Source organism: Sphingobium sp. (assembly GCF_035511395.1).
Lineage (GTDB): Bacteria > Pseudomonadota > Alphaproteobacteria > Sphingomonadales > Sphingomonadaceae > Sphingobium.
Window position 1 is genome coordinate 20,206 of record NZ_DATKFP010000230.1, and the last position, 23,546, is coordinate 43,751.

Consider the following 23,546-nt stretch of genomic DNA (forward strand, 5'->3'; position numbering starts at 1 on the left):
ACAGACATGATCTCCGAGAGACGATTTTCCATGCATTGCGATAAGCTATGGCGCGGCGCGCGCATCGCGACGCTCGATCACGCTCTGCCCGGATTGGGCATCATCGAAGACGGCATCCTGGCCGCCCGCGATGGCGCGATCATCCATGTCGGGCCCGCCGCGGATGCGCTATCCTTCGATGCGCGGGAAATCGTCGATTGCGGAGGGCGCTGGATCACGCCAGGCCTGATCGACTGCCACACGCACATCGTGCACGGCGGCAACCGCTCGCATGAGTTCGAGCTTCGCCTGGGCGGTGCGACCTATGCCGACATCGCGGCCGCCGGGGGCGGCATCGCTTCCACCGTCCGGGCGACACGGGCGGCGAGCGAGGATGATCTCGTCGCCTCCGCTCTTCCCCGAGTCGATGCGCTGATCGCGGAGGGGGTGACCAGCTTGGAGGTTAAGTCCGGCTATGGCCTGTCCCTGACCGACGAGATCAAGATGTTGCGCGCGTCCCGGCGCCTCGCCGAGCAACGCGCGCTGACGGTGCGCACGACCCTGCTCGCGGCCCATGCCGTGCCACCCGAATATGTCGGCGACAAGGATGCCTATATCGATGTGGTGTGCGGCGGCATCCTCCCGGCCGTTGCCGAACAGGGCTTGGCGGATGCGGTCGACGCCTTTTGCGAGGGGATCGCCTTCAGCCCGCACCAAGTCGCACGCGTCTTCACTGCGGCACAAGATCTGGGCCTGCCGGTCAAGCTGCACGCCGAGCAGCTGTCCAACCTTTCCGGCGCGGCGCTGGCGGCGCGGTTCAATGCCCTGTCGGCCGATCATCTCGAGTATCTCGACGAACCGGGCGCCGCCGCGATGGCGGCGGCTGGCTGCGTCGCCACGCTGCTGCCTGGCGCCTTCTATTTTCTGCGGGAAACGCGCAAGCCGCCCGTCGACCTGCTGCGTGCCGCCGGTGTGCCGATCGCCATCTCGACCGACTGCAACCCGGGCACGTCGCCACTCACCTCGCTGCTGCTGACGATGAACATGGGCGCGACACTCTACGGACTCACCGTCGAGGAATGTCTGGCCGGCGTGACGCGCGAGGCGGCGCGCGCGCTCGGCATCAGCGACCGGGCCGGGACGCTGGAAGCGGGCAAAAACTGCGACCTTGCCATCTGGAATATCGAGCGACCGGCCGAACTGGTCTATGCCATGGGCTTCAATCCGCTCCATGCGCGCGTGTGGAAGGGCCGATGACGGACTGGCTGCACGTGGGCCGCGCCGACACGCCGCTGCTTCTCGCTTTCCCTCATGGCGGTTCGCACCTTCCCGTCGCGCACGAAGTGATGTTCCGGTCGGAGGCGCTGGCGTTGCGCGACACCGACTGGCACATCCGCAGCCTGTACGACGGGTTGGCCCAGGCCACTTATGTCTGGACCGATATCTCGCGGTCGATCATCGATTGCAATCGTGATCCGGCAGGCGTGTCGCTCTATCCCGGACAGGCGACCACCGGACTGTGCCCGACTGAAACCTTCGATGGCGAGCCGCTCTATCGCGACGGTCACGGGCCGGATGTCGACGCCAGGCTGAACGATTATTTCCGCCCCTATCATGCCGCGCTTCAGGCCGAAATCGACCGTTTGCTGGCGAATCACGATCGGGTCGTCCTGCTCGACTGTCATTCGATCCGCAGCCAGGTGCCGCGCCTGTTCGACGGGCTGCTGCCCGAACTGAATTTCGGCACGAACGGCGGCGCGACCTGCGATCCGGCGCTGGAACGGGCCGTCTTAGAGGCGGCCGGTTCGCGCAGCCAGGTCGTCAACGGCCGTTTTCGCGGCGGCTGGACCACGCGCCATTATGGCCGGCCGGAGCGCCGCGTCCACGCCTTCCAGCTGGAAATCGCGCAACGCGCCTATCTGCGCGAACCCGACATGGATCGGCCGCCGCGCGTCTGGCGGCCGCCCTATGATCCCGATTACGCCGTCCCGCTGCGCGCCGACCTGTCGCGCATCCTGGCCGCGGCCCTTTCCTTCGCCCTCAACACCGGAGCCGATCAGTGAACGCACCTACCAATCCTCGTCTTGACAACAGCCGCACGATCGGGGCGGCCACGGGCACCGAACTGACCGCGAAAAGCTGGCTGACCGAAGCGCCGCTGCGCATGTTGATGAACAATCTGCACCCGGACGTCGCGGAGCGGCCGGAGGAACTGGTGGTCTATGGCGGCATCGGCCGCGCCGCGCGCGACTGGGCGAGCTATGACAAGATCGTCGAGACGCTGCGCCGGCTGGAGGACGACGAGACGCTGCTGGTCCAGTCGGGCAAGCCGGTCGGGGTGTTCCGCACCCATGTTGATGCGCCGCGCGTGCTGATCGCCAACAGCAATCTGGTGCCCCACTGGGCGAACTGGGAGCATTTCAACGCGCTCGATCGCAAGGGGCTGGCCATGTATGGCCAGATGACCGCCGGGTCGTGGATCTATATCGGATCGCAGGGCATCGTGCAGGGCACCTACGAAACCTTCGTCGAAATGGGCCGCCAGCATTATGACGGCGACGTCGCGGGCCGCTGGCTGCTGACCGCCGGGCTTGGCGGCATGGGCGGCGCGCAGCCGCTGGCCGCCGTGATGGCCGGCCTGTCCTGCCTTGCGATCGAATGCCAGCCGAGCCGAATCGAAATGCGCCTGCGCACCGGCTATCTCGACCGGCAGGCGGCGACGCTGGACGAGGCGATGGCGATCCTTGAGGAGGCGCGCATCGCGGGCAAGCCGGTCTCGGTCGGCCTGCTGGGCAATGCCGCCGAACTGCTGCCGGAAATCCATGCGCGCGGCATCCGCCCTGACATGCTGACGGACCAGACCAGCGCGCATGATCCCGTCAACGGCTATCTGCCGGTCGGCTGGACGCTCGATCAATGGGCCAAGGCTCGCGAAGACGATCCGGCCGCCGTCAGCAAAGCCGCCAGACAATCCATGGCCCAGCACGTCGGCGCGATGCTCGCCTTCGCGAAGGACGGCGTGCCCACGACCGACTATGGCAATAATATCCGCCAGATGGCGCTGGAGGAGGGCGTCGAGGACGCTTTCGCTTTCCCCGGCTTCGTTCCCGCCTACATCCGCCCGCTATTCTGCCGGGGCATCGGCCCTTTCCGCTGGGCGGCGCTGTCGGGCGACCCGCAGGACATCTACAAGACCGATGCAAAGGTCAGGGAATTGCTGCCCGACAACAAGGCGCTGCATCACTGGCTGGATATGGCGCGGGAGAAGATCCAGTTCCAGGGCATGCCCGCTCGCATCTGCTGGGTCGGCCTTGGCGACCGGCACCGGCTGGCGCTCGCGTTCAACGAGATGGTCGCCTCGGGCGAACTGAACGGCCCGATTGTTATCGGCCGCGATCATCTGGACAGCGGCTCGGTGGCCAGCCCCAATCGCGAGACCGAAGCGATGCTGGACGGCAGCGATGCGGTGTCCGACTGGCCGCTGCTTAACGCCCTGCTAAACACGGCATCGGGCGCGACCTGGGTCTCGCTGCACCATGGCGGCGGCGTCGGCATGGGCTATTCGCAACATAGCGGCGTGGTGATCGTCGCGGACGGCACCGAAGCGGCCGCCCGCCGCCTGGCCCGCGTGCTGTGGAACGATCCCGCCACTGGCGTCATGCGCCATGCGGACGCGGGCTATGACATCGCGCGCGACTGCGCCCGCGAACAGGGTCTCGACCTGCCGGGCATATTGGGATGAGCAAGGCGCGGCTGCTCCGCGCGGCGGAGCGCCGAGCCCAGGCGTGGAAGAATGGCGGCGGCACCACCAGGGAAGTCACCGCCTTCCCGCCGGGAAGCAGCCTCGACGATTTCGATTGGCGCATCAGCATTGCCGATGTGATGGATGGAGGCGCGTTCTCGCGGTTCGAGGGGGTCGATCGCATCATCACCATCCTGTCGGGCATGCTCGATCTGGAGGTGGATGGTCGGACAGTCCGGCTAACCCCGGCCGACGCCCCACATGCCTTTGCCGGCGACGCGCCGACCATTGGCGCGCCGGTGGCGGGGCCGGTGCGCGACCTCAACGTCATGGTCCGCCGATCGGGCGTCAAGGCGACCGTCGAACGCGCAGGCGAAGGCGCGATCATTGCGATCGATGGCCGCCATATGTTCGTGGCCGTGGCGCTTACGCCCGCCTGGATCGTGCTTGACGGCCAACCGGTGCAGCTTGCGGAACAGGACGCCGTCATGATCGACGCCGGGGGCGAGACGGAGATGCTTTCGGTCGCCATCGGCGCCTTGTGCGTCATCCGCATCGGCTATCCTTAGCCGGGCCGTGCTCCTCCGGCCAATGCCAACGCCTCCGCTTCCGACAGGATCGGGATAGCCAGCACGGGACTGTCGATCCCGATCCAGTCCCCCTGTCCGGCGGCAGACGCGAGTATAGCCTCCGTCACCTCCAGCAGATGCAGGCCATTCTCCCCGCTGCACTGGTGCGGCCGGTTCGCCGCGATCGACCGGGCCATATCGGCCAACCCCGCCCCCCGATAGTCCGCGACCATGGCCCCGCTGCCCAGCCGACGGAGCGGCGCCCCGAGCGGAAGGGGCGAGGTATCGATCGTCTCGGCCGCCTCGCCATGCGGCACGATGCTGACCGCGCCGCCGAACCAATTGGGGTCGGGCAGGAACAGCGACGCGCGCGTGCCGTGCAGCGCGATCGGTGGCCCCTCCGGCCCCGTGCCGTCCCAGCTCATCGTCAGGGTCGCCTGAAATCCTCCCGCAAACCGCAACAATGCCTGCACGCTCGTGGGTACTTCGACGGAAAGGGGTGCGCCGGACGCCTTCGCCCGCCGGTCCGATCGGCCGATCCTACCCAGCGCGGCGACTCGCTCGACCGGGCCGGCCAGCGCGACTAGGATCGACAGCGCATAAGGTGCCATGTCCAGCACCGGGCCGGCGCCGGCGCGATAGAGAAAGGCCGGGGCGGGATGGCGGCTTTCCGGTCCGATACTGATGGCATGCGCCATGCCCATGACAAGTTCCCCCAGCACCCCTTCTGCCACCAGCCGCTGCGCGATCCGGAACGGCGGCCCGAGCAGCGTATCGGGCGCCACGCCGACGCGCCGATCCATGCGGGCGGCCGTCCACATCAACCGCCGCGCATCTTCCATGCAGGTCGCAATCGGCTTTTCCTGGAAGACATGCTTGCCCGCTTCCAGCGCCGCGATCCCGATCGGCCCATGGGCGTCGGGATGGGCGAGGTTCAGCACGATGTCGATATCGTCGCGCGCCAGTAACCCGTCGACGTCGAGCGGCTCGATGCCATGCGCAGCGGCAAAGCGACGGGCCGACGCTACGCTCCGCGCGGCGCAGGCGACGGCGCGCACATCAGTCGGGTTCGCCATGGTCCGCAGATAATGGCCAGCTATGTCGCCGCAGCCGACAATGCCGACGCGCATGGTCATGCCGCGCGCGTCGCCACTTCCGCCCTGTGCCGCTCCAGTTCGGCCTGCTCGGCGTCGCGCACCTGCCGGTTGATGCTGTCGAGCACCGGCTGGATTTCGGTCGGGGTGATCGTCTGGCGCAGCCGATTGGCAAGCGTCGTCAGGATACCGAAGAAGGAATTGCGGCAATGTTCTAGCATCCGGTCCGCATCCTCGCCGCTCGCACCGGTCCGTTCGCTCAGAAAAGCGCGAAAGCCGGCGCGAGCGATCGGATTGTCGAGCACGAAGGTCGGCTGGGTATCCCAGTCGATCCGGCGATAACGGCCCATGGGCGAGACGGACCGCACCGGTGCTTCCAGCCGGATGTCGCGCGAGGATGCGCCCACTTCCACGGTCAGCAAATCGTCGTCGATCATCCATTCGGCCCGATCGGGATCGAAATAGCACAGGTCGCGCGCGGCGATGGCGATCGACACCCGGCGCGTCTCACCCGGTTCGAGTGCGACCTTCTGGAAGCCCTTCAACTCATGCACCGGCCGGCGCAGGCGCGGAGTGCCGTAGCGAAGATAGACCTGGCAGACCTCCTTCCCCGCCCGCGCACCGACATTGCTGACATCGAAGGACAATGTCAGGTCGTCGCCAGGCCAGATCTCCTCCTGATCGATGCGAAGGTCTGCATAAGCGAAGCGCGTGTAGCTGAGACCATGGCCGAACGGGAACAGCAGCGAGTCGCCCCGGCTGTCATAGGAGCGATAGCCGACGAACAGCCCCTCGCTGTAATGATGCCGCCCGTTCTCGCCGGGATAGTGGAGGTGGCCCGGCACGCTCTCCAGCGTCATTGGGAAGCTAGTGGTCAGCTTGCCCGACGGATTGGCCCTGCCGAACAGGATGTCAGCAATCGCCCCGCCGGTCGCCTGGCCGGAGAAGAAGGTCTCGACGACCGCCGGCGCGCGATCGATCCAGGGCATGACCACAGCGTCAGGGCTGGCGATGATCACGGTGAGGCGGGGATAGGCGGCGGCAAGCATCTGAACAAGCTCATCATGTCCGGGCGATAGCGCGAGCGAGCGGCGGTCCGATCCCTCGCCATCCCAACCCACGGCGGCATTGACGAACAGGAGGACATGGTCGGCATCGTCCGCTGCCGCCACAGCCGCTTGCGCAAGGGCCGGATTGAATCCTTCTGCATCCATGGCATAGCCCGGCTGATAGTCGACGACCGTATCGGTGCCCGCCAACGCTCGGATCTCGTCCAGCGGAATATCGGTGCGCGTGGGCGTCGTCGTCGCGCAGCCCGAACCCTGGATGACCGGCTCGACCGCGCAGGCGCCCACCACCAGGATGCGCCGGCGTCCGGTCGTCGGGATCGGCAGGATGGCGTCCTCATTCTTGAGCAGCACGATCGATTCGGCGGCGATCTGCCGGGCCAGCCGGTGGTGCGCGTCCCAGTCGACGGGCGCCGACGGCACCTCCAGCGCCAGCAGGCAGCGACGCACTAGCGCCAGCACCCGCTGGCAGGCCAGGTCGACGACGGCGGCGGGCAGAGTACCGTCCCGGATCGCCGCCAACAGGTCGGCCTTTCGCGTCTCCGTCTCGGGCATGTCGAGATCATTGCCCGCGACCATCGATGCCGACCGATCCTTGATGCCATGCCAATCCGACATGACGAGGCCGGCAAAGCCCCATTCGCCGCGCAGTACCTGTGTCAGTAACCAGCTATCCTCGGCCGCCTGCACCCCGTTCAGCCGGTTATAGCTGCTCATGACCGTCCAGGGTTCGGCTTTGGCGATCGCCCGCTCGAACCCCAGGAAATAGATTTCGCGCAGCGCGCGCATGTCGACGATCGAATCCATCGACGTACGCTCCACCTCGCTGTTGTTGCAGGCGAAATGCTTGAGCGACGTGCCGACGCCCCGGCTCTGGATGCCCTCTATCATGCCGGCGGCCAGATCGCCGGTTAGGATCGGGTCCTCGGAAAAATATTCATAGGATCGCCCACCCAGCGGCGTGCGGCGGATGTTGATTCCCGGCCCCAGCAGGATGTTGACACCATATTCGCGACATTCCGCGCCCAGCGCCTCGCCCATGGCGCGGGCAAGGTCCACGTCCCAGGAGCAGGCCAGGCTGGACCCATTGGGAAAGCAGGTGGCGGGACGCATCTCGCCCCAGGTCGCCTCGACCTCGTTCGCCTTGCGGCCCACGACCTGCAGGAAGCTTTCGAAGTCCTGCCCTGGCCGAACGTCGCCGTCGATCTGCGGAATAGAATAGCGCACGCCATAGGTGCCGTCGGTCATCACCACAGCCGGAATATCCATCCGCTCGACTGCGCCGGTCCGCCACATGCGATGTCCGGTCAACAGATCGGCTTTCTCCTCCGCCGTCATCTCCGCAACGAGAGCGGCATAATTTCCGGCGGCGAGTAAAGGGTTCATATCGATTGGCTTCCTTCAAGGACGGCCTAGCCATGTGTGACGTGAGGCCATGTAATTTCATGTATATACATAATAGCCGATTCGCCCAGTTTTCCAATGCCGAATCGATGTCGTTAACGTCATATAATCCACCGCCCGCCGAAAATTGCACCGGAAAACCGCCATTCTCAAGCGGTAAAAATAATGTATAGACATAGAGGTGATTTCGTGGCTAGCTATTAATGTGCAGACATGATCCGGAACTCCCGTCCTCTAGAGGGCGGGCGCGCATAAAGGGGTGGGAAATATGGCAGTGAAGAGTTCATTTCGGGCCGCGGTCTTTGCAAGCGCCAGTCTATCCGTGTTGGCCTGCGCGCTGCCGGCGGCCGCGCAGGAGGCGAGCCAGCCGGCTCAGGCGGACGATGGTGCCGTGGGTGATATTGTGGTCACCGCGCGCCGCCGCGATGAAAACCTTCAGACAACGCCGGTTTCGGCAACTGTCCTGTCGGGCGATAACCTGCTCCAGCAGAATATCCGCTCCTTCCAGGATATTCGCGGTGCCGCCTCCAACCTGGAATTGGTACCCACGCCGAGCGGCGGCACCAGCTTCACGGTGCGGGGCATCGGCCAGGTCAACGACCAGGTGAACAACGACGCCAAGACCGGCCTCTACATCAACGAAATGTACGTCGCCCGCCAGGAAGGCAACGACCTATCCTTCTTTGACGTGGAATCGATACAGGTTTTGAAGGGCCCGCAAGGCACGTTGTTCGGCAAGAATACGACTGCGGGCGCAGTGCTGCTGACCACGGTCAAGCCAACCGACCAAACGGAAGGCTATTTCCAGGTCCGCGCCGGCAGCTACAAGCGGATCGATACCGAAGGCGCCATCAATGCGCCGCTGGCCGACAATCTGTTCGGGCGCCTCAGCTTCCGTACGCAGAATGTGGACGGTTTTACCAAGCATCTGCTGGGCGACGGCCGCAGCAACAATATCGACAACAAGTCGGTCCGTGGCCAGTTGCGCTACGAAGGGACGCGCCTGACCGTCGACCTGCTTGGCGAATATAACCAGTCGAACACCGATGGCGGTGCCGACATCATGCTCGGCTGCGACCCGACCGCATCCTACATCCAGAATTACGATGCGCTGCACCAGGTCCCCTATTGCACCCGCTACGCGCCGCTCGGGAAAGACAATCTGGTTTATGGCGGCGCGTCCCTGTCGCTTCCGACCAGTTCGGCCGTCACCGATGTCGCCGTGGGCGGCGACGCCAACTCGACCACCAATAGGCAGGTCGGCAAGCCGGCGTTCAACGACACGTCTGTCTTCACGCTCAACAACCGCATGACCTACGCCGTAACAGACGATATCGACCTGCGGTCTATCACCACCTATCGCCGGTCCCGCGCCCGCTATTATTCGCCGGTCAACCAGGCGCCCGACGATATCTACGCCGAATATGACGACACGATCACCAACCAGTTCACGCAGGAATTCACGTTGGGTGGCTCGTCGCTCGACAAGCGGCTGAACTGGGTCGCAGGCCTTTATTATTCCGACCAGAAGACGTCATTGCTGCAGGACACTGGCCCGGACTGGATCGACCCGCTAGGCTATATCTACGACGGCAAGGTTCGCTACAAGAGCTACGCCGCCTTCGCCCAGGCGTCGTTCAAGATCACCCCGCGCCTCGAAGTCACGGCGGGTCTGCGCTACAGCCATGACCGCAAGTCGGGCAGCAGCTATGTCTTCTATGCTGGCAATGGCGCATCCTACGTCGACAACGCAGGTGTGACGCAACAATGCGGCTGGTTCGTCGGAGACTTTCTGGGCGGCTTAAAAAATTGCGCGGGTGCGCCGTTCACCGCATCGGATTCGGGCAGTTGGTCTAGCGTCGATCCCAAGTTCCAGATCGGCTATGAATGGTCCGACGCTATCTACACCTACGCGACCGCCGCCCATGGCTATAACGCCGGGGGCTTCAATCAGCAGCTCGGCGGACAACCGGCGGACGGGCGCTTCTTGTCCTCCTACAATCCCGAGAAACTTTGGTCCTACGAGGCAGGCATCAAGACCAACCTGTTCGACCGGCGCGCTACCATCAACCTTGCCGGTTTCTACCAGAAATATAGCGACATCCAGTCGCAGGTCATCGTCAATATCGGCGGCATCCCGACCAACCAGTTGCAGACGGCCGCCTCTGCCTCGCAGAAAGGCTTCGAGGCAGAGGTCGTGCTGCGTCCGGTCCGCGATCTGCAAATTCGCGGTAACTTCGCCTATATAGATCAAAAATATGACTCGATCCGTCCAGGCGCGCTGATCACGCTGGACACGCCGCTTGGCACCACGCCCGACTATACGTTCAGCGCCGCGATCAGCTATACCTATCATGTGGGCAACAGCGGCACGCTGACCCCCAGCATGGATGTGCGCGGCATGGGCAAGCGTCCGGCCTGCCAGCTGAGCGATCCCGTCCGCTACGAATGCGACCTGCCCGCTTATGCCCTGGTCGGCTTCCGGCTGGACTATGTACCCAGCGACGACAGCCTGTGGACGCTGGGTCTATACGGCACGAATATATTCGACAAAACGGTCTATTTGGGCCGCACCGGTTTTGCTTATGGCCAGGGTATCGATCATTATACGCCCGGCCGCCCGGCCGAGTTCGGCGTGGAAGCACGGGTGCGTTTCTGATGAATAAGCCATACCAGCGTGCGGTGCTTGCCGGTATGGCATGCCATCTACAAGAATGGCTGGAAAGGGGTGCGGCGTGAACAGGTTGGTCGCCGGAAGGATCGGAACATGGTCGTGTGTATGCGCGCTTATGGCCATGTCACCCGGTCAGGCGGCAACTGTTGATGCCGCATTCCGTTCCCCGAACTATCGCGCCATCACGGCAAAGGCCGACATGGCGCCCGTGACGATGACGGGCAAGGACCTCACGATCGAAGCGCTGTTGCGCGTCGCCCAGGACGGGGCGCCCGTTGCCCTGTCGGCCGAAGCAAGGGAACGGTCGGCCGACGCCTACGGGCTTTTGCTGCAAGGGGCGGCGGAAGGCGTCACGATCTATTGGTTCAATCGGGGTACGGGCGACCAGCGCGAAACCAGCATTTTTTCGGGCGACCCCACCACGGCGGAAAATGATGCGATCGTTCGTCAACGCCAGGCCGCCTTCTTCACCGAACCGGCCGTCACCTACGGTCCAGAAGTCGACAGCGAGGAACTCGTCCGCGCCATCATGGCGATCCGGGTCAATAGCATGTCCTATGAGGCGGCGAGCCCCAGCCTGACGCAGATGCTGATCGATCTGCTGAATCGCCGGATCACACCCGTCATCAACAGCCGGGGCACGGTGGGCGAAGGCGATCTGTCGATCATGCACGAAATCGGCATGGTCATGGTCGGCAAGGGCGAGGCCTATTATCAGGGCAAGCGGATGTCAGGGGCGGATGCGTTGCGACGCGCCGGCCTGAAACCCCTTGTACCACTGGGCGCCGACGATTCCGCCCTCATCAGCACCAATGCCGTGGCGATCGCGCGCACCGCTCTGCTGGTCGCAACCGTCCGCGCCATGCTTGATTGGGCGGATATCAGCACCGCCATGGCCATGCTCGGCATGAACAGCAGTGTGACGCCCTTGTCCACGCCAGTGCAATCCGCCCGGCCTTATCTCTGGCTGAACTGGGATGCGGCGAGGGTGCTCGCCATGCTGCGCGGCAGCTATCTGCTCGATGCCGATCCCAACCGCATCATCCAGGACCCCGAAAGCCTGCGCGCATCGCCTCAGCGCATCGGCTCGGCATGGCAGGCCTGGGCGCGATTGCGTGATACCGTGCTGCTGGCGATGAATTCCTCGGACCATAATCCCGCCGTCCGCGTCGGCGCAAGACCGACCGACTCCTGGGAACTGTCCACGCCGGAAATGCTGCGCTTCCATGTGAAGGGCGGGCCGCTCAGCCATGGCAAGTCCGGCTATATCCTGTCGAACGCCAACTGGGATCCATACCCGATGGCGAATGATATCGAAGCCCTTACCCTCGCGCTGGGCAATGCCGGCGTCGTCTTCAACCAGCGTATCGACCGGTTTAAGAGCCCATTCTTCACCGCAGTGCGGCCGCAGGACATACTAGATACCGACGCCCAGCGTCGGCATCTGACTGTCGGAGACTATCTCGCCAGCGACCTCGCCATCGAATTAAACGGTCTGCTGATGCCCGTGACGCCGCAGGGACAGGCGATCGCGTCCGGCGTGGAAGATCTCCAGGCCGCCACCCGCCAGAAACTGGATCGCGCGGAAAAGGCGGTCGATCTCACCGGCCGACTGATTGCTCTTGACCTCATGACCTCGGCTTCATGGCTGGATGTACGCCGCGCGCAACAGCGCGGACGGTCCTTCGGCCCGGTCGTGGAGGCGGTGCGCCGCGCCTTGCGCACCGATGCCCAGGGTGGCGAAATGGGTGTGCCAGCGCTCGATACCGGCGAAAAGATTAACGCCTTCATCGAGGCCAATCCGGCCAGCCGCTTTCTGACCGAGGCTACGATGCCGCCGACCCCGCAATAGCAATCTTCCCCGAGGCGCCTGCCCGAAGGACTTCACAGACATATCATGGTACAGACGATCTCCATCAGCGACGACGCCTCCAGCCGTCCTACCGTAATGCCGACGGATCAGCGTCCCTGGGTATTCCCACTTGTCGTGCTAACTGCCGTCTATACGTTCAACTCAGTCGATCGGCTGATCTTCAACGTCCTCGCTGAGCAGATCAAACAGGATCTGAACCTCAAGGACTGGCATCTGGGTGTCCTGACCGGCCTGTCCTTCTCGCTGATCTACGCGCTCGCCTCGCTGCCGATCGCACGTTTTGCCGAGCGGACCCACCGTCCGCGCCTAATAGCCTGTGCGCTGGTGGTATGGAGCAGTTTCACCATCGCGTGCAGTTTCGCACGATCGTTCGGCACCCTGGCGGCGGCGCGGCTAGGCGTGGGGCTGGGCGAGTCCGCTTTTTCGCCCGCCGCTTATTCGCTGGTTGCCGACACAGTGCCGGCGCAGCGCCGTTCGTTCGCCTTTGGCGTCTTCTATTCCGCGATGCCGATCGGAACGCTGATCGCCATGGCGATCGGGGGCGTCATCGCCGATCAGTGGGGCTGGCGGGCCGCGCTGCCACTCGCCGGCGTCCCCGGCCTCTTGCTGGCGCCTGTCCTGTGGTGGATGGTCAAGGACCCGCGCTACAGCGTTGCCGCTGCCATGCAACAGCCGGCCCGCGATTTTCGCGCCGACGTCCGCGCGCTCTGGCGCAAGCGCTCATTCATCCTGCTGGTTGTCGCGCAGGGGCTCTATTCCGTCACGGGCTATGGCACGCTGGCGTTCGTGACATCCTTCTATCTGCGCAATCATGTCGGCAGCCTCGATACGCTGGCAACGATCATCAACGGTAGGCTGGGAACCGATCTGGCGCAAGTAGGCGTACTGGGGCCGGTTCTCGGCATATTGGGCGGGCTGGCCGGCATATTCGGGGCGATCGCCAGCGGCGCGATCACCGATCGGCTGGTCAGGCGCGATCCGCGTCATTTCGGCTTCATGGGCGCCATACCGCAGATTATCGCCTTTCCGCTTTTTGTCGGCACGCTGTTCACCCCCTATCTGGGCGTGTCGCTGTTCCTGCTGACAGTCTATCTTATATTTCAAGCGATGCCCGGGCCTGCTTTCTGGTCGGCGGTTCAAGGCTTGTCGCCGGTGGAAACCCGCGCAACGGCGACAGCGCTGTCGCTCTTCACCATCGTGCTGGTGGGCAATGGCTTCGGACCGCTATTGATCGGCGCGGCCAGCGACCTGATGGTCGGGCTTGCCGGCAATGCCGGATCGGCCCTGCGCTGGGCGCTGATCGTCGGCCAGATCCCGGCATTCATAGCGATGGCCTGTTTCCTGCTAAGCCGACGCCATTTGCGGGGCGACTTTATCGATTGAAAAGGTAATCGGCGATCAGCCGCCAGGTCAGCCGTTGCGCGCCTGAAGTAGGAAGGAAGCGTGGAGGGTCAGCGAACGGGCGGCGAAATATTGTTCGGCATAGGTGATCGTCCCCTTTTCGGCCCAGGTGCGGCGGCGCAGTTTCAGGCTGGCCGCGCCGGGCAACAGGCCCATCTTTCCGGCGACATCCTCCTCAAGCGCGACCGCATCGATATGATGTTCGGCATTGCTCCACGGGACATGGGTCAGCAACCAGACGCTCGGCGGCACGCGGGTGAAATCAATCTGCGCCGCTTCGGGCGACGCCGTCAGGCATATCTGGCGGATTTCATAGGCAAAGCAGTTGGTGCCCGCATAATGAAGGGAGGCGACTTCCAACAGCGGGCTGGAAGCAGTCAATTTCATGCGCTCCCGATCCTCCGCCGTCCCGTCGCGTTCGGACCGGCCTAACATCCGGTACTGATAAGGAAAGCCGGATTCCAGCACCGCTTTGCGGATGTCGGGAATGACGAGCGAAGCGTGGTGACCGGACGGATAGACGACGAAGGTTCCGGCCTTCTTGCGGCGATCCAGAAAACCCGCTGCGACAAGGCCCGACAAAGCTTTATTCACCGTCATACGCGAACATCTATATTCCTGCATCAACTCTTGCTCGATTGGAATGCGAAAGCCGGGAGGCCACTCGTTCGCCAAGATACGCCGTTCGATGTCGGTCCGAATACGCTGGTGAAGACTTGTCTTTTCATTGGTCTGTGCCTTGAACAAAAGCTGTCCCCTTGTTGCCTCAAAACCGTACGTCCCAAATGAGACATAATGCAAATACATTATGTATCCGGCCGCTTTATCGATTTGGCGGCTTCGGCCATCCACCGCCGCCGCAATACGTCGGCGTCGATGATAACGGATTGTTCCTTCCGCAATCCCGAAAAGCCGCGCCCCCTCAGCCTTTAGTTGTAGTTGCATGAAAGATTGGGTTCAGGTCGGCGTTCTATCGCCAAGCGCTTCGTCTAACGTGGCTGCCCTATCCTGATCGTGCATCGCACCGGCTCCTTGGCCTTGGCCGCCGCCCGCGCGCACGCGGCGATAGCGTCGCGGTTCGCCTGCCGCATATCAGCGGCATCCTCAATCGCCTGCCAGCCTTCCGGGTTGCCAGCGCGCATCAAGCGGATCCCCGCATCCCATGGCGACGGCTCCCCCATAGTGCGCGTCGCGACCCGTTCGGGCCAGTGCCAGCTATTTGGCCCAAGGCTCGCCGCCCATCCCGGATAGAATAGCCACAGAAGTGAGACGGCCAGCGCTGTGCCTGTGCCAGCGTAAAGGATGTGCCACCGTTGCTGACCTTTGGTGCGGATTGCGCCGATGGCCTTCATCTGGTCGGCATGGGCTTCGCGCAGAAGCGCCTGCGCCTGCTTGATGGACGCCTTGTCCGTCTCCCGTGCCGCTTCCGCTGACCCTATGATCCGCTCCGCCATGCTCTCCGGGGTCATGTTGAGCGCTTCGGACTGTGAAAACGCCTTCATGTGCTTCGCGATCTCGGCCAAGGCGGCGTTGATCTTGGCGAGCGTCGGATTGTAGTCGGGAACCTCGATGCTCTGTTTTTCGACGGCGATATGTTCAAGGGCGCGGGCGATCACCGCCAAGCGCCCGTCAAGCCGCTGCTCCATCGCCTCCACGCGCGCCGCCAGGTGCGCGAACGCCTCCGCCGCTGTAGCGCTCGGCGGCTGGGGTTCCGGCCCGTTGGGCAGGGATTGTTCGTCCATATGCAATTCTCCTTTCTAGCGTTCCATGCCGCGGCTCATGTCGCGGCCATGATCGAAGGGGATGGAAGCGGCGAGGTCGCGGCCGATGCTGCGCCCCATGTCCTGACCGATCTCAAGGCCAAGCTCGCGCCTGCGCAGACCCAGCACGGATTCAAGCTGGGCATCGCGCTCAAGGCTATTCGCCATGTGGGCCATGTGCTGCGCGGTGGTCTTCGCCGCCCGGAAATTGCCGTCACGCACCAGTTCCTGATGCTGGCGCTGTAACTGCTGCCAACCCTCAACGAACCTGTCCGCGCGCTGGAAGGGATCGATGCGGATTTCCGCCTCCGCCTGCATGGCGCGGACGGCGTCATGGCCGCGCCCTTGCGCCGTCTCGTGGATCAGTTCCGGGCGAGCCCGGAACGCGCTGTTGAGGTCCGTGGAGCCTTCGGGCCGGATCGCGTCGAGGGCGTCGCGCGCCTTATCAAGCGCCTCGCGCTGGTGAGGCATGGGGTCGATGCCCTGCGCGTGGGTCTGCCGGATCGCGTCCACCGCCTTGGCGTAACGCTCGACCGCGCCGCGCAAGCCCCCGGTGCGCATAGGCTGGGGGTCATGCTCGCGCTGCTGCTGGCGGGCCGGATCGGGCTGTAATTTGTCGCGCCCGGTAGCGGGTACGATGCCGCCAAGATCGAGGCCGTCGAACATGCCGCGCTGGGGTTCGGGCGTGGGCGGGGCGGCGCAATCCTGACCGGGCAGCGAGAGGCGCAAGCCGTCGAAGATCTCGCGCGCCTTCTCCACCACGGGCCTGACGATCTCGGCAACGCGCTCGCCAAAACTGATGCCACGCCGCTCTGCAAACTCCTGCGCCGGATCGCGGCGCTCGTAATCGCTCGCCATGTCCTTGGCGCGCTCGCGGGACAGGGTGCGGACAAGGCGGGAATCATCCTTGAAATCATCCCGCCCATAATGGAAGTCCACGCCCTCCCGGTGGCGCGTGAGGACGACATAGGTTCCGTGCCTGTCCATCCCCGGCGTGGCCAGCGCGTGCGTGCGATCGACGCTGACGGCCTGCGTCTTGTGAATCGTGGCCGCATAGCCATGGTCAAGGTCGCGATAGTCCTTCAAATCGAACGCGACGGAGCGCCCGTCATCGGTGCGCACGGTCATGCTCTGCTCGTTGACGCGCTCGATGTTCCCCAACGTGCCGTTCTTGACCTCAAGGCTGCGTTCGTTGCGCCGGAACATGACGCGATCCCCGGATGCGAAATCCCGGTCGCCGTTGGCGGTCTTGACGCGCGCATCGTCGCCCAGCTCGCCCGCATCGCGGCGCTTCCCGCGTGCCATCTCGTTGAGCGTGCGCACCTCGTCATTGGTGTGGGTGAAGATCATCCGCGTCTTGTCGGGTTCGGCCTGCCGCGCCGCATCCCAACGGTCGATCAGGTCAACGCGCGCCTGTTCGCGGGTTTCGGCGGCGTGGACCATGCCGCGATCCGCGTAGGCCCGGATCGCTTCGCCGGTCCTGCCGGTCGCCAGATGGCGGGTGGCGTCCTTCTGCCAGTCCTCATGCTGGCGGCGAATTTCGGTTATCTCGACGCCGCCATGCCGTTCATGGATGGCGCGGAACGCGGCGCCCGCCTCGATCGCCTGCAACTGCTCGGCGTCACCGACCAGCACGACCTTCGCGCCTGCCGCTTCGGCATGGGACAGCACGCGCTCCATCTGGCGGGTGCCGACCATGCCCGCCTCGTCGATCACCAGCACGTCGCGGGCAGTCAGAAAATCGCGCCCGTTGGCCCAGCCATATTCCATGCTGGCGATGGTGCGCGACGTGATGCCGGAACCATTCTCCAGCCCCTCCGCCGCGATGCCCGACAGCGCCACGCCGCGCACCTCGAACCCCGACCGCTCCCACGCCTCCCGCGCCACGCGCAGCATCGCGCTCTTGCCTGTGCCTGCGTAACCCACGACGATGCTCAACTCCCGTTCGGCCGTCACATGCTCGAACGCCGCCCGCTGCTCGCCCGACAGCAACAATCCGCGCCCCTCCGCGCTGATCAAAGCCCCCTCGCCCGCCTTCTCGTCGGTGTGGTGCCGCTCGCGCTCCGCCATCAGTTCCGACGCGCGCTGCAACCGCTGTTCGGTTTCGATCATGTTACGCGACGTGAAGCGATCGTCGCCGCGCCCGTCCTTGCCCAGCGCGATCAGGTCGGGCGAGGCACGAACCGCGCTCATCGCTCGGTCATACTGTTCCTTGCCGTCCGTATGGCGATGGACGAACATAGCCATGTCGCGGCGCGTGAACGTCGCCTGATGGTGGGTGATCGCATTCAGCGCCACGGAAGGGTCGGCGATGATCCGATCGCCGTTGCGCTGGGCGATGGCGCGGTGATCCTCGATGCGCTCGGACTCAAGGCCGCGCTCGTCCATGCGGGATGCTGCGGGGCCGATCTTGTCTTGCGGCTCAAGGTCGATGCCCTGAGCCTCCAAGGATCGGTGATCTATGCGGGCATCTATGTCGAGTTCGGCGAGGCGGCTGTTGACGTGATCAGCCCAACGCTCGCGCCACTGCTCCACTAACTCCGTGCGGTTCCAGTCACGGACCTTCTGCCCGAACCCGTCTTCATCGACCTCGCGCATGGTGAGCATGACATGGGCATGCGGCTTCGCCAGCTTGTCCGCTCCGATGTCCCAATGCACATTCAGGTCCGCGATCATGCCGCTATCGACAAACTCGGCGCGCACGAAATCCTGTGCCAGCGCGATGCCCTGCGCCTGATTCATTTCGCGCGGAATGGCGAACTCGACTTCGCGCGCTAGCTGCGCGTCCTTGCGCTTCTCGGTCGCCTCGACCTCGTTCCAGAGGGTCGCGCGATCCGAGAAGCGGTCGGGCGCGCCTTCGGGCAGGAGGATTTCCGAATGGACGACGCCTGCCTTGTTCGTGAAGTCATGGTCGCGGTCGAGCCGATCATCGTGCAGCCGCTCGGCGGCGCGATAGGCCGCCGCCGCGACGACGCTGCGCCCTTGCGCGCGGCCAATGACCTGAACGGAGAAATGGAAGATCGCCATAACGATCGTCCATTTACTACCCTGAGCGCACGTCGGCACGACGTATAAGCGCGCCCTTCTCGAAAATTTCTCGGACGGGACTAGGCAGTGTCAGGCTGTCCCGGCGACTCTACTGCGCTTGCGGAGCGATCATCTTATCATAGTGCCATCGTCACTCAATGGAGACTTTACGATGCGCAAACCCCGCGATTTTGATTCGGAACTCAAAGCCCTGGCTGACAAGGCCAAGGCGCTCAGGGAACGGCGCGTGCGCCAGCTTGGCGAACTGGTGACGGCGACCGGGGCGGATACGCTCGACGCTGATATGCTGGCCGGGGCGCTTCTCCATGCCGTCACGGTGAAAGACGCAGTGACAAAGGAGGGCTGGCGCAAGGCTGGCGCTGGCTTCTTTCTCGGCAAAGGCGGCAAGCCTGCGGGCGAACCTGCTGGCCAGCAAGGCGGCACTCTCCCGCTCGACGGCGGCGCGGCATCGGCTTGAGGCACGAAAGGCGCGAACCGATATGCGACAATGGCAGGTCAAGCGAAGGGAGAGAACGCGGCATCTGATCGAACTGGGCGGCCTCGTCGTCAAAGCGGGGCTGGTCGATCTGACCGATGATGATCGGGCCACGCTCTACGGCTCATTCCTCACCGTTGCTGACCGGCTGCGCGGCGAGGAACGCGCCAACGCACTTGCCGTTTGGAAGCGCAAGGGCAAGCGGGCGTTTGAGGCGGAACAGGACGTCGGTTAGCGCGAAACCGACAAGCGCACATTGCCGCCCGGTTCTGCCTGATACTCGACCGTCGCCGCCATTGGTGGGCTGCTCTTGTCGCAATAGCGCACGGTGATGAAGTCTTCTCGGATCGCAGGGCACAGGCCGGAGCCATAGAGAATGTCCGCCAGCGCGTCGAAGGTCGTCGCTTTGGCGCGATAGGCTCCGGTCCACCGCACCGTCCAAATGTCATCGTTGGCCTTGACCCGGTAGCCCGCCCTCTGCGCAACATCCATGACCGCGCCAAGCACCGTGTCCGCCCGCACGTCGAAGTCCAGCACGGCGGACAGATCTGCCGGTTCGGAACGGACGGCCTGCGCAGACTTCACCCGCCATAGCGTTGCCTCGGCACCCGCCATGAAGAAGCATAGGCAGACAATCGCCAAGGGCAGATGGTCAACCCAGTCCATGACCCTATCGGAGTGCAAGAATCCGCGAACGGAAACGAGCGGATTCCATCGGCCCTGTTGCGGGGCAAATCGTCGCACGATCCGCCATGTCCGTTGCAGCATATTGGCGCGGCGAGCAGGCTGGGAAAGAGCTATCGCTGTCGTCGGCTCTGTGGGCGGCGGAAGCATTGGCGCTGGCAGGCTTGCGGCAAGCGAAGCCTGATGACCCGCGAAGGCGCACGCTGCCCGTTCCTGCAATATCTCCACCCGCGCGAACGCCCATGACAGTTCCTCGCCGGAAATGCGGTAGGATCGCCCATAGCGTGCTTCGAGATAGGCGCGGCGTATGCAGCCGAACGCGCGCCGCTCGAACCGGCGGTCGCGCGGCCATGCCGAACACAGGCGTGGGTCCAGCGCTTCCGCCGCCTCGCGCAGTTCATCCAGCGCATGGGTGCGGGGAGCGTGCAGGCTGATGGATCGCAAGACGCACAGATAGAAATGCTCGCACGCCTGATGCAGCATCAGCGCCGCCATCGGCGCATCGCCCCGGTTCCGATAGAAAGCCGCGCCTGCTAGAAATCCGGTTCCGCGCTTATGCCACTGGATGAACTCCGCCACACCCCGGATAGCCCGTTCGCGCAACGGTAAGTGACGCGGCTCTTTCAACCGCAACCCTTCCATCTGGTAGAGCGCGATGCCCTGCTCGGCAATCGTAACGAAATGCGGGACGCCTTCGACAAGAGCGCCGTTGATCCGCTCAAGGCTTTCCACGCTCAGCCGCACCGGGCGGGTAATTTCGCCATGATCCCATGCGCGACGCAGGCGGTCACGCACCAGCCGCCAGTCGCGTTCGCTGCGGGCAAGGCGCGGATAGTTGACGATCGCCAGCAGGCGGAACGCTTCCCCCGGCGCGACCTCTTCCCATTCTTTTTCGGCATGGGGGCCGTGCAGGATCAGGGTAAGGATGCGGCCCGCCCGGAAATGTTCGGAACATCGGCCCTTGGTCGTCTCCTCGAAGGCCTCGAACAGTATCATGGTGACGTGGAGAAGTTCCTCCCGGATCGGCGCAGGTAGATGATCGGCGTCAGTGCGAAGCATCATGACCGCGGCTCCTGTGGACGGCGCTGGCAACCTTTCGGGCGGGGATGGCCGGTCACATCATGCACGCGATCCACCAAGGTACGCACAAGGGGTGTGATCGTGGCGGGAATGAAGCCGCCCGTGCGGGGCCGGTCTTCCTCCCAATCATGATAATAATAGCCCCATTTCCAATAGGGCGAGAGAATAGCTGCCAGCCGCGCCATGTCAGGGCAGTCATGACCGAAGCCGCACGCATTGGCGTAGGCCAGCGCCTTGGCGATGTCCTGCTTGATGTGGCGGGCGTTCCACGCATCGGCAAAGCCCATGTCCAGTAGATAGGCGCACAGCGCCTGCTGGGTCACGAAACCCGCTTGATGCAGCGCTTCCTTTGCAAATCGCGGCTCGGTGAGGAAATCCGCTTCGAGAGTGGTCATCCACCGTTCCGCATTGTTATAGCGGAAGCGGCTTATGCTTCGGCCCTCTTTCGTCCGCTCCAGTGTTGCGGGTTCGTCTTCATACTGTTGGTGAAGCGCCCCCAGCGCGCCACCCCAGGGTGAGGCAATCGCCGACGCGGCAACCGGCGCGAAAGCCAATCCGCGCAGCATGGCGCGGCGGGATGTTCTGATCTGCGAATCACTCAAGCAAGAATCGGATGAAATCATGAACCTGCCTTCCTCAGTTCGCTGTCCCGGCCGCATTACGGATGCGGTCGGAGCATTAAGCGGCACCGCTTATAGCATAAATAGAAGGCAATGTTCAATAACCGGCACCGGTTATTCTGGTTCTGATTGAACGGGTGCCGCGTGCGGTTACGACGCAAGTATGGGAAGGCCGCCGCTCAACGTGAAATCGACGAACATCCGATTGCCCGAGGGTCTGGGTGAGCGGATTGACAAGTTGGTGGGGCGGCAGCGCCGCGCAGCCTTCATTCGGGAAGTGCTGGAACGGGAAGTCGAGCGGCGCGAGAACGAGCAGGGTAAGGCTGGCTAATTAGGCCACTTATCTCTGACCAAAATCCGAAACGGCCCTTGTCGGACACTCAGCGATGGCGAGTTCCCGTCGGAAAGATTTATTGGACCGCCGCGAACGTGTGAGGCTTATGGCCGAAACTTCTGCCCGGCGGCAATGCGCCAGCTTCAGTCATTCCAGACGTCGTTTGCAGTTCCCAGAACCGGACGAACCGGGTGCTTTGCCGCTCGCCTGAAAGTTCCAACTCGGCCGCCGCGGGCGCTTTTATTGATCAGTTTGCAAAATGGCACGCGCCGCTGCAATGATGACCTAAGTCGAAATAAAGGGGGCGAAAGATGTCTTGGGCCAAGCTCGAAAGCGAAGTTCGAGCCGTAGTAAATTTACGCTACGGGAAAGCTGCGGAAGCAATCCGATTAGATAACGGCGTAAATCACGATTGCGTTTGCAAGATATCGGAACGGAATTGGATCATTATTGAAATTACAAAAAATGATACTGTTGACAAAATAAGAGGTGATGTGAATCGCCTCGTTATGACTAGAACGCAAATGTTCTTACAAAATCACGTCATGTGTGAATGCATCATTGTTTTAGGTTTTGAACCAACGCCGTCTATGCGTGATGCCGCAGAGAAAAATGGCATACAAATTCTGAGTGCGCCTGGATTTATTTCGATATTTTTTGACCAAAGTCGCTACAACGGCGCTCGTAATGAGGTGAAGTTTGGCAGTGCCGTCGATATAATTTCGGGAAATCCCGACACTAGACCGTACATACCGGTTTCATACGATGACAAGACGCGTTCAAAATCATACGATATTAAAGAAATATCTCGTAAACTTACGTCGGGCCAAAACATTGTTCTAACGGGTTCCTTTGGTTCTGGCAAAAGCAGATGCTACAAAGAAATATTTTCTGCGGTATCAAATAAAGAAAATACTTATTGTGTATCGATAGACCTCAGAGAAATTGGGGCCTTGGCATCTGATCATCAGATAATACGTGCTCATTTCGAGCAAATCGGCCTAGACGATCTTGGTGAATCTGCGATTCGACTTCTAAATACCGGAAGGCTTATCATTTTGCTCGACGGATTTGATGAAATGGGTGGTGCACAATGGAGCGACGACCCTCAAAGATTGAAGGAAATTCGACGGCGAACCCTAGCGCCTGTGCGCAAGCTAGTCGAGAAATCAAAGTCGACCTTCATATCCGGTCGAGATCATTATTTTAATACTGATGAGGAGTTACTTGATGCGCTGGGGGTGGATGCTGAGAATAGCATTCATTTGGAGTGTCATGAAGAGTTTTCTCAGGAACAGATCGATCAATTTTGAAAAGCTATAAAATTGATACATCTCTTCCAGATTGGCTCCCTAAAAGGCCTCTTCTTTATCAAATTGTTGTTGAACTTACCGCTGCCGGTCAGCCTATTATGCTTGATAAAGCAAATGGCCATGCTGAACTGTGGAATCATATCGCAAGGCTAATCTGTCGCCGAGAGGCCCGCATAAATCTGAATTTTGAAGAAGATATGATTTACGCGCTTCTAAGGAGAATTGGTAGGCAAAGCAGAAAATTTCGGGATGATGTTGAACCTGTAACCTTGGAAGATCTAAAATCGGCATATAAATATGTTCGTGGCTACGAACCTGCGGATGAAGATGCTGTATTGCTACAAAAGCTTCCGGGGTTGGGTCGAATTTCTTACGATTCTAAGGATCGTCGGTTTGTAGACAAATATTTGGTAGACGGGTTTCGAGGCA

19 protein-coding genes are annotated in these 23,546 nt (G+C 62.6%); 12 read left to right on the forward strand and 7 right to left on the reverse strand.

Going from position 1 to position 23,546, the window contains the following annotated elements; all coding sequences use genetic code 11:
• Window positions 1–30: 30 nt before the first annotated feature.
• Genes hutI through VMR39_RS15640 form a run of 4 tightly spaced genes read left to right on the forward strand, consistent with a single transcriptional unit; the run spans window position 31 to window position 4,290 of the window.
• A complete protein-coding gene (gene hutI / locus VMR39_RS15625; protein ID WP_325416869.1) occupies window positions 31–1,236 on the forward strand; it encodes an imidazolonepropionase in 1,206 nt (401 codons plus the stop codon).
• Window positions 1,233–2,042 carry an N-formylglutamate deformylase gene (gene hutG / locus VMR39_RS15630; protein WP_325416870.1) on the forward strand — a complete coding sequence of 270 codons (810 nt, stop codon included), beginning with the start codon at window positions 1,233–1,235 and terminating at the stop codon, window positions 2,040–2,042. Before hutI ends, hutG begins: the two co-directional genes overlap by 4 nt.
• Window positions 2,039–3,721 (forward strand): urocanate hydratase, encoded by a 1,683-nt coding sequence (gene hutU, locus VMR39_RS15635; protein WP_325416871.1) that lies wholly within the window; start codon window positions 2,039–2,041, stop codon window positions 3,719–3,721. Before hutG ends, hutU begins: the two co-directional genes overlap by 4 nt.
• Window positions 3,718–4,290, forward strand: a complete 573-nt coding sequence (locus VMR39_RS15640) for a HutD family protein (RefSeq protein WP_325416872.1) — start codon at window positions 3,718–3,720, stop codon at window positions 4,288–4,290. The genes hutU and VMR39_RS15640 overlap by 4 nt, the downstream gene beginning before the upstream one ends.
• Here VMR39_RS15640 and VMR39_RS15645 read toward each other — a convergent pair.
• Together VMR39_RS15645 and VMR39_RS15650 are read right to left on the reverse strand one after the other, a co-directional pair.
• Complete coding sequence (locus tag VMR39_RS15645) at window positions 4,287–5,426, reverse strand: Gfo/Idh/MocA family oxidoreductase (protein WP_325416873.1); 1,140 nt, start codon at window positions 5,424–5,426, stop codon at window positions 4,287–4,289. The genes VMR39_RS15640 and VMR39_RS15645 overlap by 4 nt on opposite strands.
• Window positions 5,423–7,837, reverse strand: coding sequence for a glycoside hydrolase family 3 C-terminal domain-containing protein (locus VMR39_RS15650; RefSeq protein ID WP_325416874.1), 2,415 nt, complete (start codon window positions 7,835–7,837; stop codon window positions 5,423–5,425). The genes VMR39_RS15645 and VMR39_RS15650 overlap by 4 nt, the downstream gene beginning before the upstream one ends.
• A gap of 292 nt (window positions 7,838–8,129) precedes the next feature.
• On the opposite strand from VMR39_RS15650, the gene VMR39_RS15655 reads away from it, so the two are divergent.
• The 3 genes from VMR39_RS15655 (at window position 8,130) to VMR39_RS15665 (ending at window position 13,785) form a co-directional block, all read left to right on the forward strand.
• The gene (locus VMR39_RS15655) at window positions 8,130–10,514 is read left to right on the forward strand and encodes a TonB-dependent receptor (RefSeq protein WP_325416875.1); all 2,385 of its coding nucleotides are present in this window, start codon (window positions 8,130–8,132) and stop codon (window positions 10,512–10,514) included.
• Between the two features lie 130 nt (window positions 10,515–10,644).
• Window positions 10,645–12,381, forward strand: a complete 1,737-nt coding sequence (locus tag VMR39_RS15660) for an aromatic amino acid ammonia-lyase (protein ID WP_325416876.1) — start codon at window positions 10,645–10,647, stop codon at window positions 12,379–12,381.
• 45 nt (window positions 12,382–12,426) lie between these two features.
• Window positions 12,427–13,785, forward strand: a complete 1,359-nt coding sequence (locus VMR39_RS15665) for an MFS transporter (RefSeq protein WP_325416877.1) — start codon at window positions 12,427–12,429, stop codon at window positions 13,783–13,785.
• A gap of 27 nt (window positions 13,786–13,812) precedes the next feature.
• Here VMR39_RS15665 and VMR39_RS15670 read toward each other — a convergent pair whose 3' ends face one another.
• From VMR39_RS15670 to traA, 3 genes are read right to left on the reverse strand one after another with little or no spacing between them, the layout of a single operon-like run.
• Window positions 13,813–14,748, reverse strand: coding sequence for a UTRA domain-containing protein (locus VMR39_RS15670; RefSeq protein ID WP_325416878.1), 936 nt, complete (start codon window positions 14,746–14,748; stop codon window positions 13,813–13,815).
• Window positions 14,749–14,792: 44 nt separating this feature from the next.
• Window positions 14,793–15,545 (reverse strand): DUF6118 family protein, encoded by a 753-nt coding sequence (locus tag VMR39_RS15675; RefSeq protein ID WP_325416879.1) that lies wholly within the window; start codon window positions 15,543–15,545, stop codon window positions 14,793–14,795.
• Window positions 15,546–15,560: 15 nt separating this feature from the next.
• Window positions 15,561–18,590 carry a Ti-type conjugative transfer relaxase TraA gene (traA, locus tag VMR39_RS15680; protein WP_325416880.1) on the reverse strand — a complete coding sequence of 1,010 codons (3,030 nt, stop codon included), beginning with the start codon at window positions 18,588–18,590 and terminating at the stop codon, window positions 15,561–15,563.
• 172 nt (window positions 18,591–18,762) lie between these two features.
• Here traA and VMR39_RS15685 point away from each other — a divergent pair, with 172 nt between their 5' ends.
• Together VMR39_RS15685 and VMR39_RS15690 are read left to right on the forward strand one after the other, a co-directional pair.
• Window positions 18,763–19,068 carry a conjugal transfer protein TraD gene (locus tag VMR39_RS15685; protein ID WP_325416881.1) on the forward strand — a complete coding sequence of 102 codons (306 nt, stop codon included), beginning with the start codon at window positions 18,763–18,765 and terminating at the stop codon, window positions 19,066–19,068.
• Between the two features lie 22 nt (window positions 19,069–19,090).
• The gene (locus VMR39_RS15690) at window positions 19,091–19,321 is read left to right on the forward strand and encodes a conjugal transfer protein TraD (protein ID WP_325416882.1); all 231 of its coding nucleotides are present in this window, start codon (window positions 19,091–19,093) and stop codon (window positions 19,319–19,321) included.
• On the opposite strand, the gene VMR39_RS15695 is transcribed toward VMR39_RS15690, so the two are convergent.
• On the reverse strand, window positions 19,318–20,832 hold the full coding sequence (locus VMR39_RS15695; protein ID WP_325416883.1) for a nucleotidyltransferase: 1,515 nt from the start codon (window positions 20,830–20,832) through the stop codon (window positions 19,318–19,320). The genes VMR39_RS15690 and VMR39_RS15695 overlap by 4 nt on opposite strands.
• Window positions 20,829–21,452, reverse strand: coding sequence for a hypothetical protein (locus VMR39_RS15700; protein ID WP_325416884.1), 624 nt, complete (start codon window positions 21,450–21,452; stop codon window positions 20,829–20,831). Before VMR39_RS15700 ends, VMR39_RS15695 begins: the two co-directional genes overlap by 4 nt.
• A gap of 202 nt (window positions 21,453–21,654) precedes the next feature.
• On the opposite strand from VMR39_RS15700, the gene VMR39_RS15705 reads away from it, so the two are divergent.
• The 3 genes from VMR39_RS15705 to VMR39_RS15715 all read left to right on the forward strand — a co-directional run.
• A complete protein-coding gene (locus VMR39_RS15705; RefSeq protein ID WP_182913834.1) occupies window positions 21,655–21,801 on the forward strand; it encodes a hypothetical protein in 147 nt (48 codons plus the stop codon).
• Between the two features lie 314 nt (window positions 21,802–22,115).
• Window positions 22,116–23,117 (forward strand): hypothetical protein, encoded by a 1,002-nt coding sequence (locus VMR39_RS15710; RefSeq protein ID WP_325416885.1) that lies wholly within the window; start codon window positions 22,116–22,118, stop codon window positions 23,115–23,117.
• A partial coding sequence (locus VMR39_RS15715) for a hypothetical protein (RefSeq protein WP_325416886.1) occupies window positions 23,114–23,546 on the forward strand: 433 nt, incomplete at its 3' end. The genes VMR39_RS15710 and VMR39_RS15715, both read left to right, overlap by 4 nt.

What these genes read in the sequence shown, in the direction of transcription:
- VMR39_RS15665 (WP_325416877.1), top strand. Translation starts at nt 12,427, where the DNA reads ATGGTACAGACGATCTCCATCAGCGACGACGCCTCCAGCCGTCCTACC.
- traA (WP_325416880.1), bottom strand. Translation starts at nt 18,590, where the DNA reads ATGGCGATCTTCCATTTCTCCGTTCAGGTCATTGGCCGCGCGCAAGGG.
- VMR39_RS15710 (WP_325416885.1), top strand. Translation starts at nt 22,116, where the DNA reads ATGTCTTGGGCCAAGCTCGAAAGCGAAGTTCGAGCCGTAGTAAATTTA.
- VMR39_RS15670 (WP_325416878.1), bottom strand. Translation starts at nt 14,748, where the DNA reads ATGCAACTACAACTAAAGGCTGAGGGGGCGCGGCTTTTCGGGATTGCG.
- VMR39_RS15640 (WP_325416872.1), top strand. Translation starts at nt 3,718, where the DNA reads ATGAGCAAGGCGCGGCTGCTCCGCGCGGCGGAGCGCCGAGCCCAGGCG.
- hutG (WP_325416870.1), top strand. Translation starts at nt 1,233, where the DNA reads ATGACGGACTGGCTGCACGTGGGCCGCGCCGACACGCCGCTGCTTCTC.
- VMR39_RS15645 (WP_325416873.1), bottom strand. Translation starts at nt 5,426, where the DNA reads ATGACCATGCGCGTCGGCATTGTCGGCTGCGGCGACATAGCTGGCCAT.
- VMR39_RS15650 (WP_325416874.1), bottom strand. Translation starts at nt 7,837, where the DNA reads ATGAACCCTTTACTCGCCGCCGGAAATTATGCCGCTCTCGTTGCGGAG.
- VMR39_RS15660 (WP_325416876.1), top strand. Translation starts at nt 10,645, where the DNA reads ATGGCCATGTCACCCGGTCAGGCGGCAACTGTTGATGCCGCATTCCGT.
- VMR39_RS15675 (WP_325416879.1), bottom strand. Translation starts at nt 15,545, where the DNA reads ATGGACGAACAATCCCTGCCCAACGGGCCGGAACCCCAGCCGCCGAGC.
- VMR39_RS15690 (WP_325416882.1), top strand. Translation starts at nt 19,091, where the DNA reads ATGCGACAATGGCAGGTCAAGCGAAGGGAGAGAACGCGGCATCTGATC.
- hutI (WP_325416869.1), top strand. Translation starts at nt 31, where the DNA reads ATGCATTGCGATAAGCTATGGCGCGGCGCGCGCATCGCGACGCTCGAT.
- VMR39_RS15685 (WP_325416881.1), top strand. Translation starts at nt 18,763, where the DNA reads ATGCGCAAACCCCGCGATTTTGATTCGGAACTCAAAGCCCTGGCTGAC.
- VMR39_RS15695 (WP_325416883.1), bottom strand. Translation starts at nt 20,832, where the DNA reads ATGATGCTTCGCACTGACGCCGATCATCTACCTGCGCCGATCCGGGAG.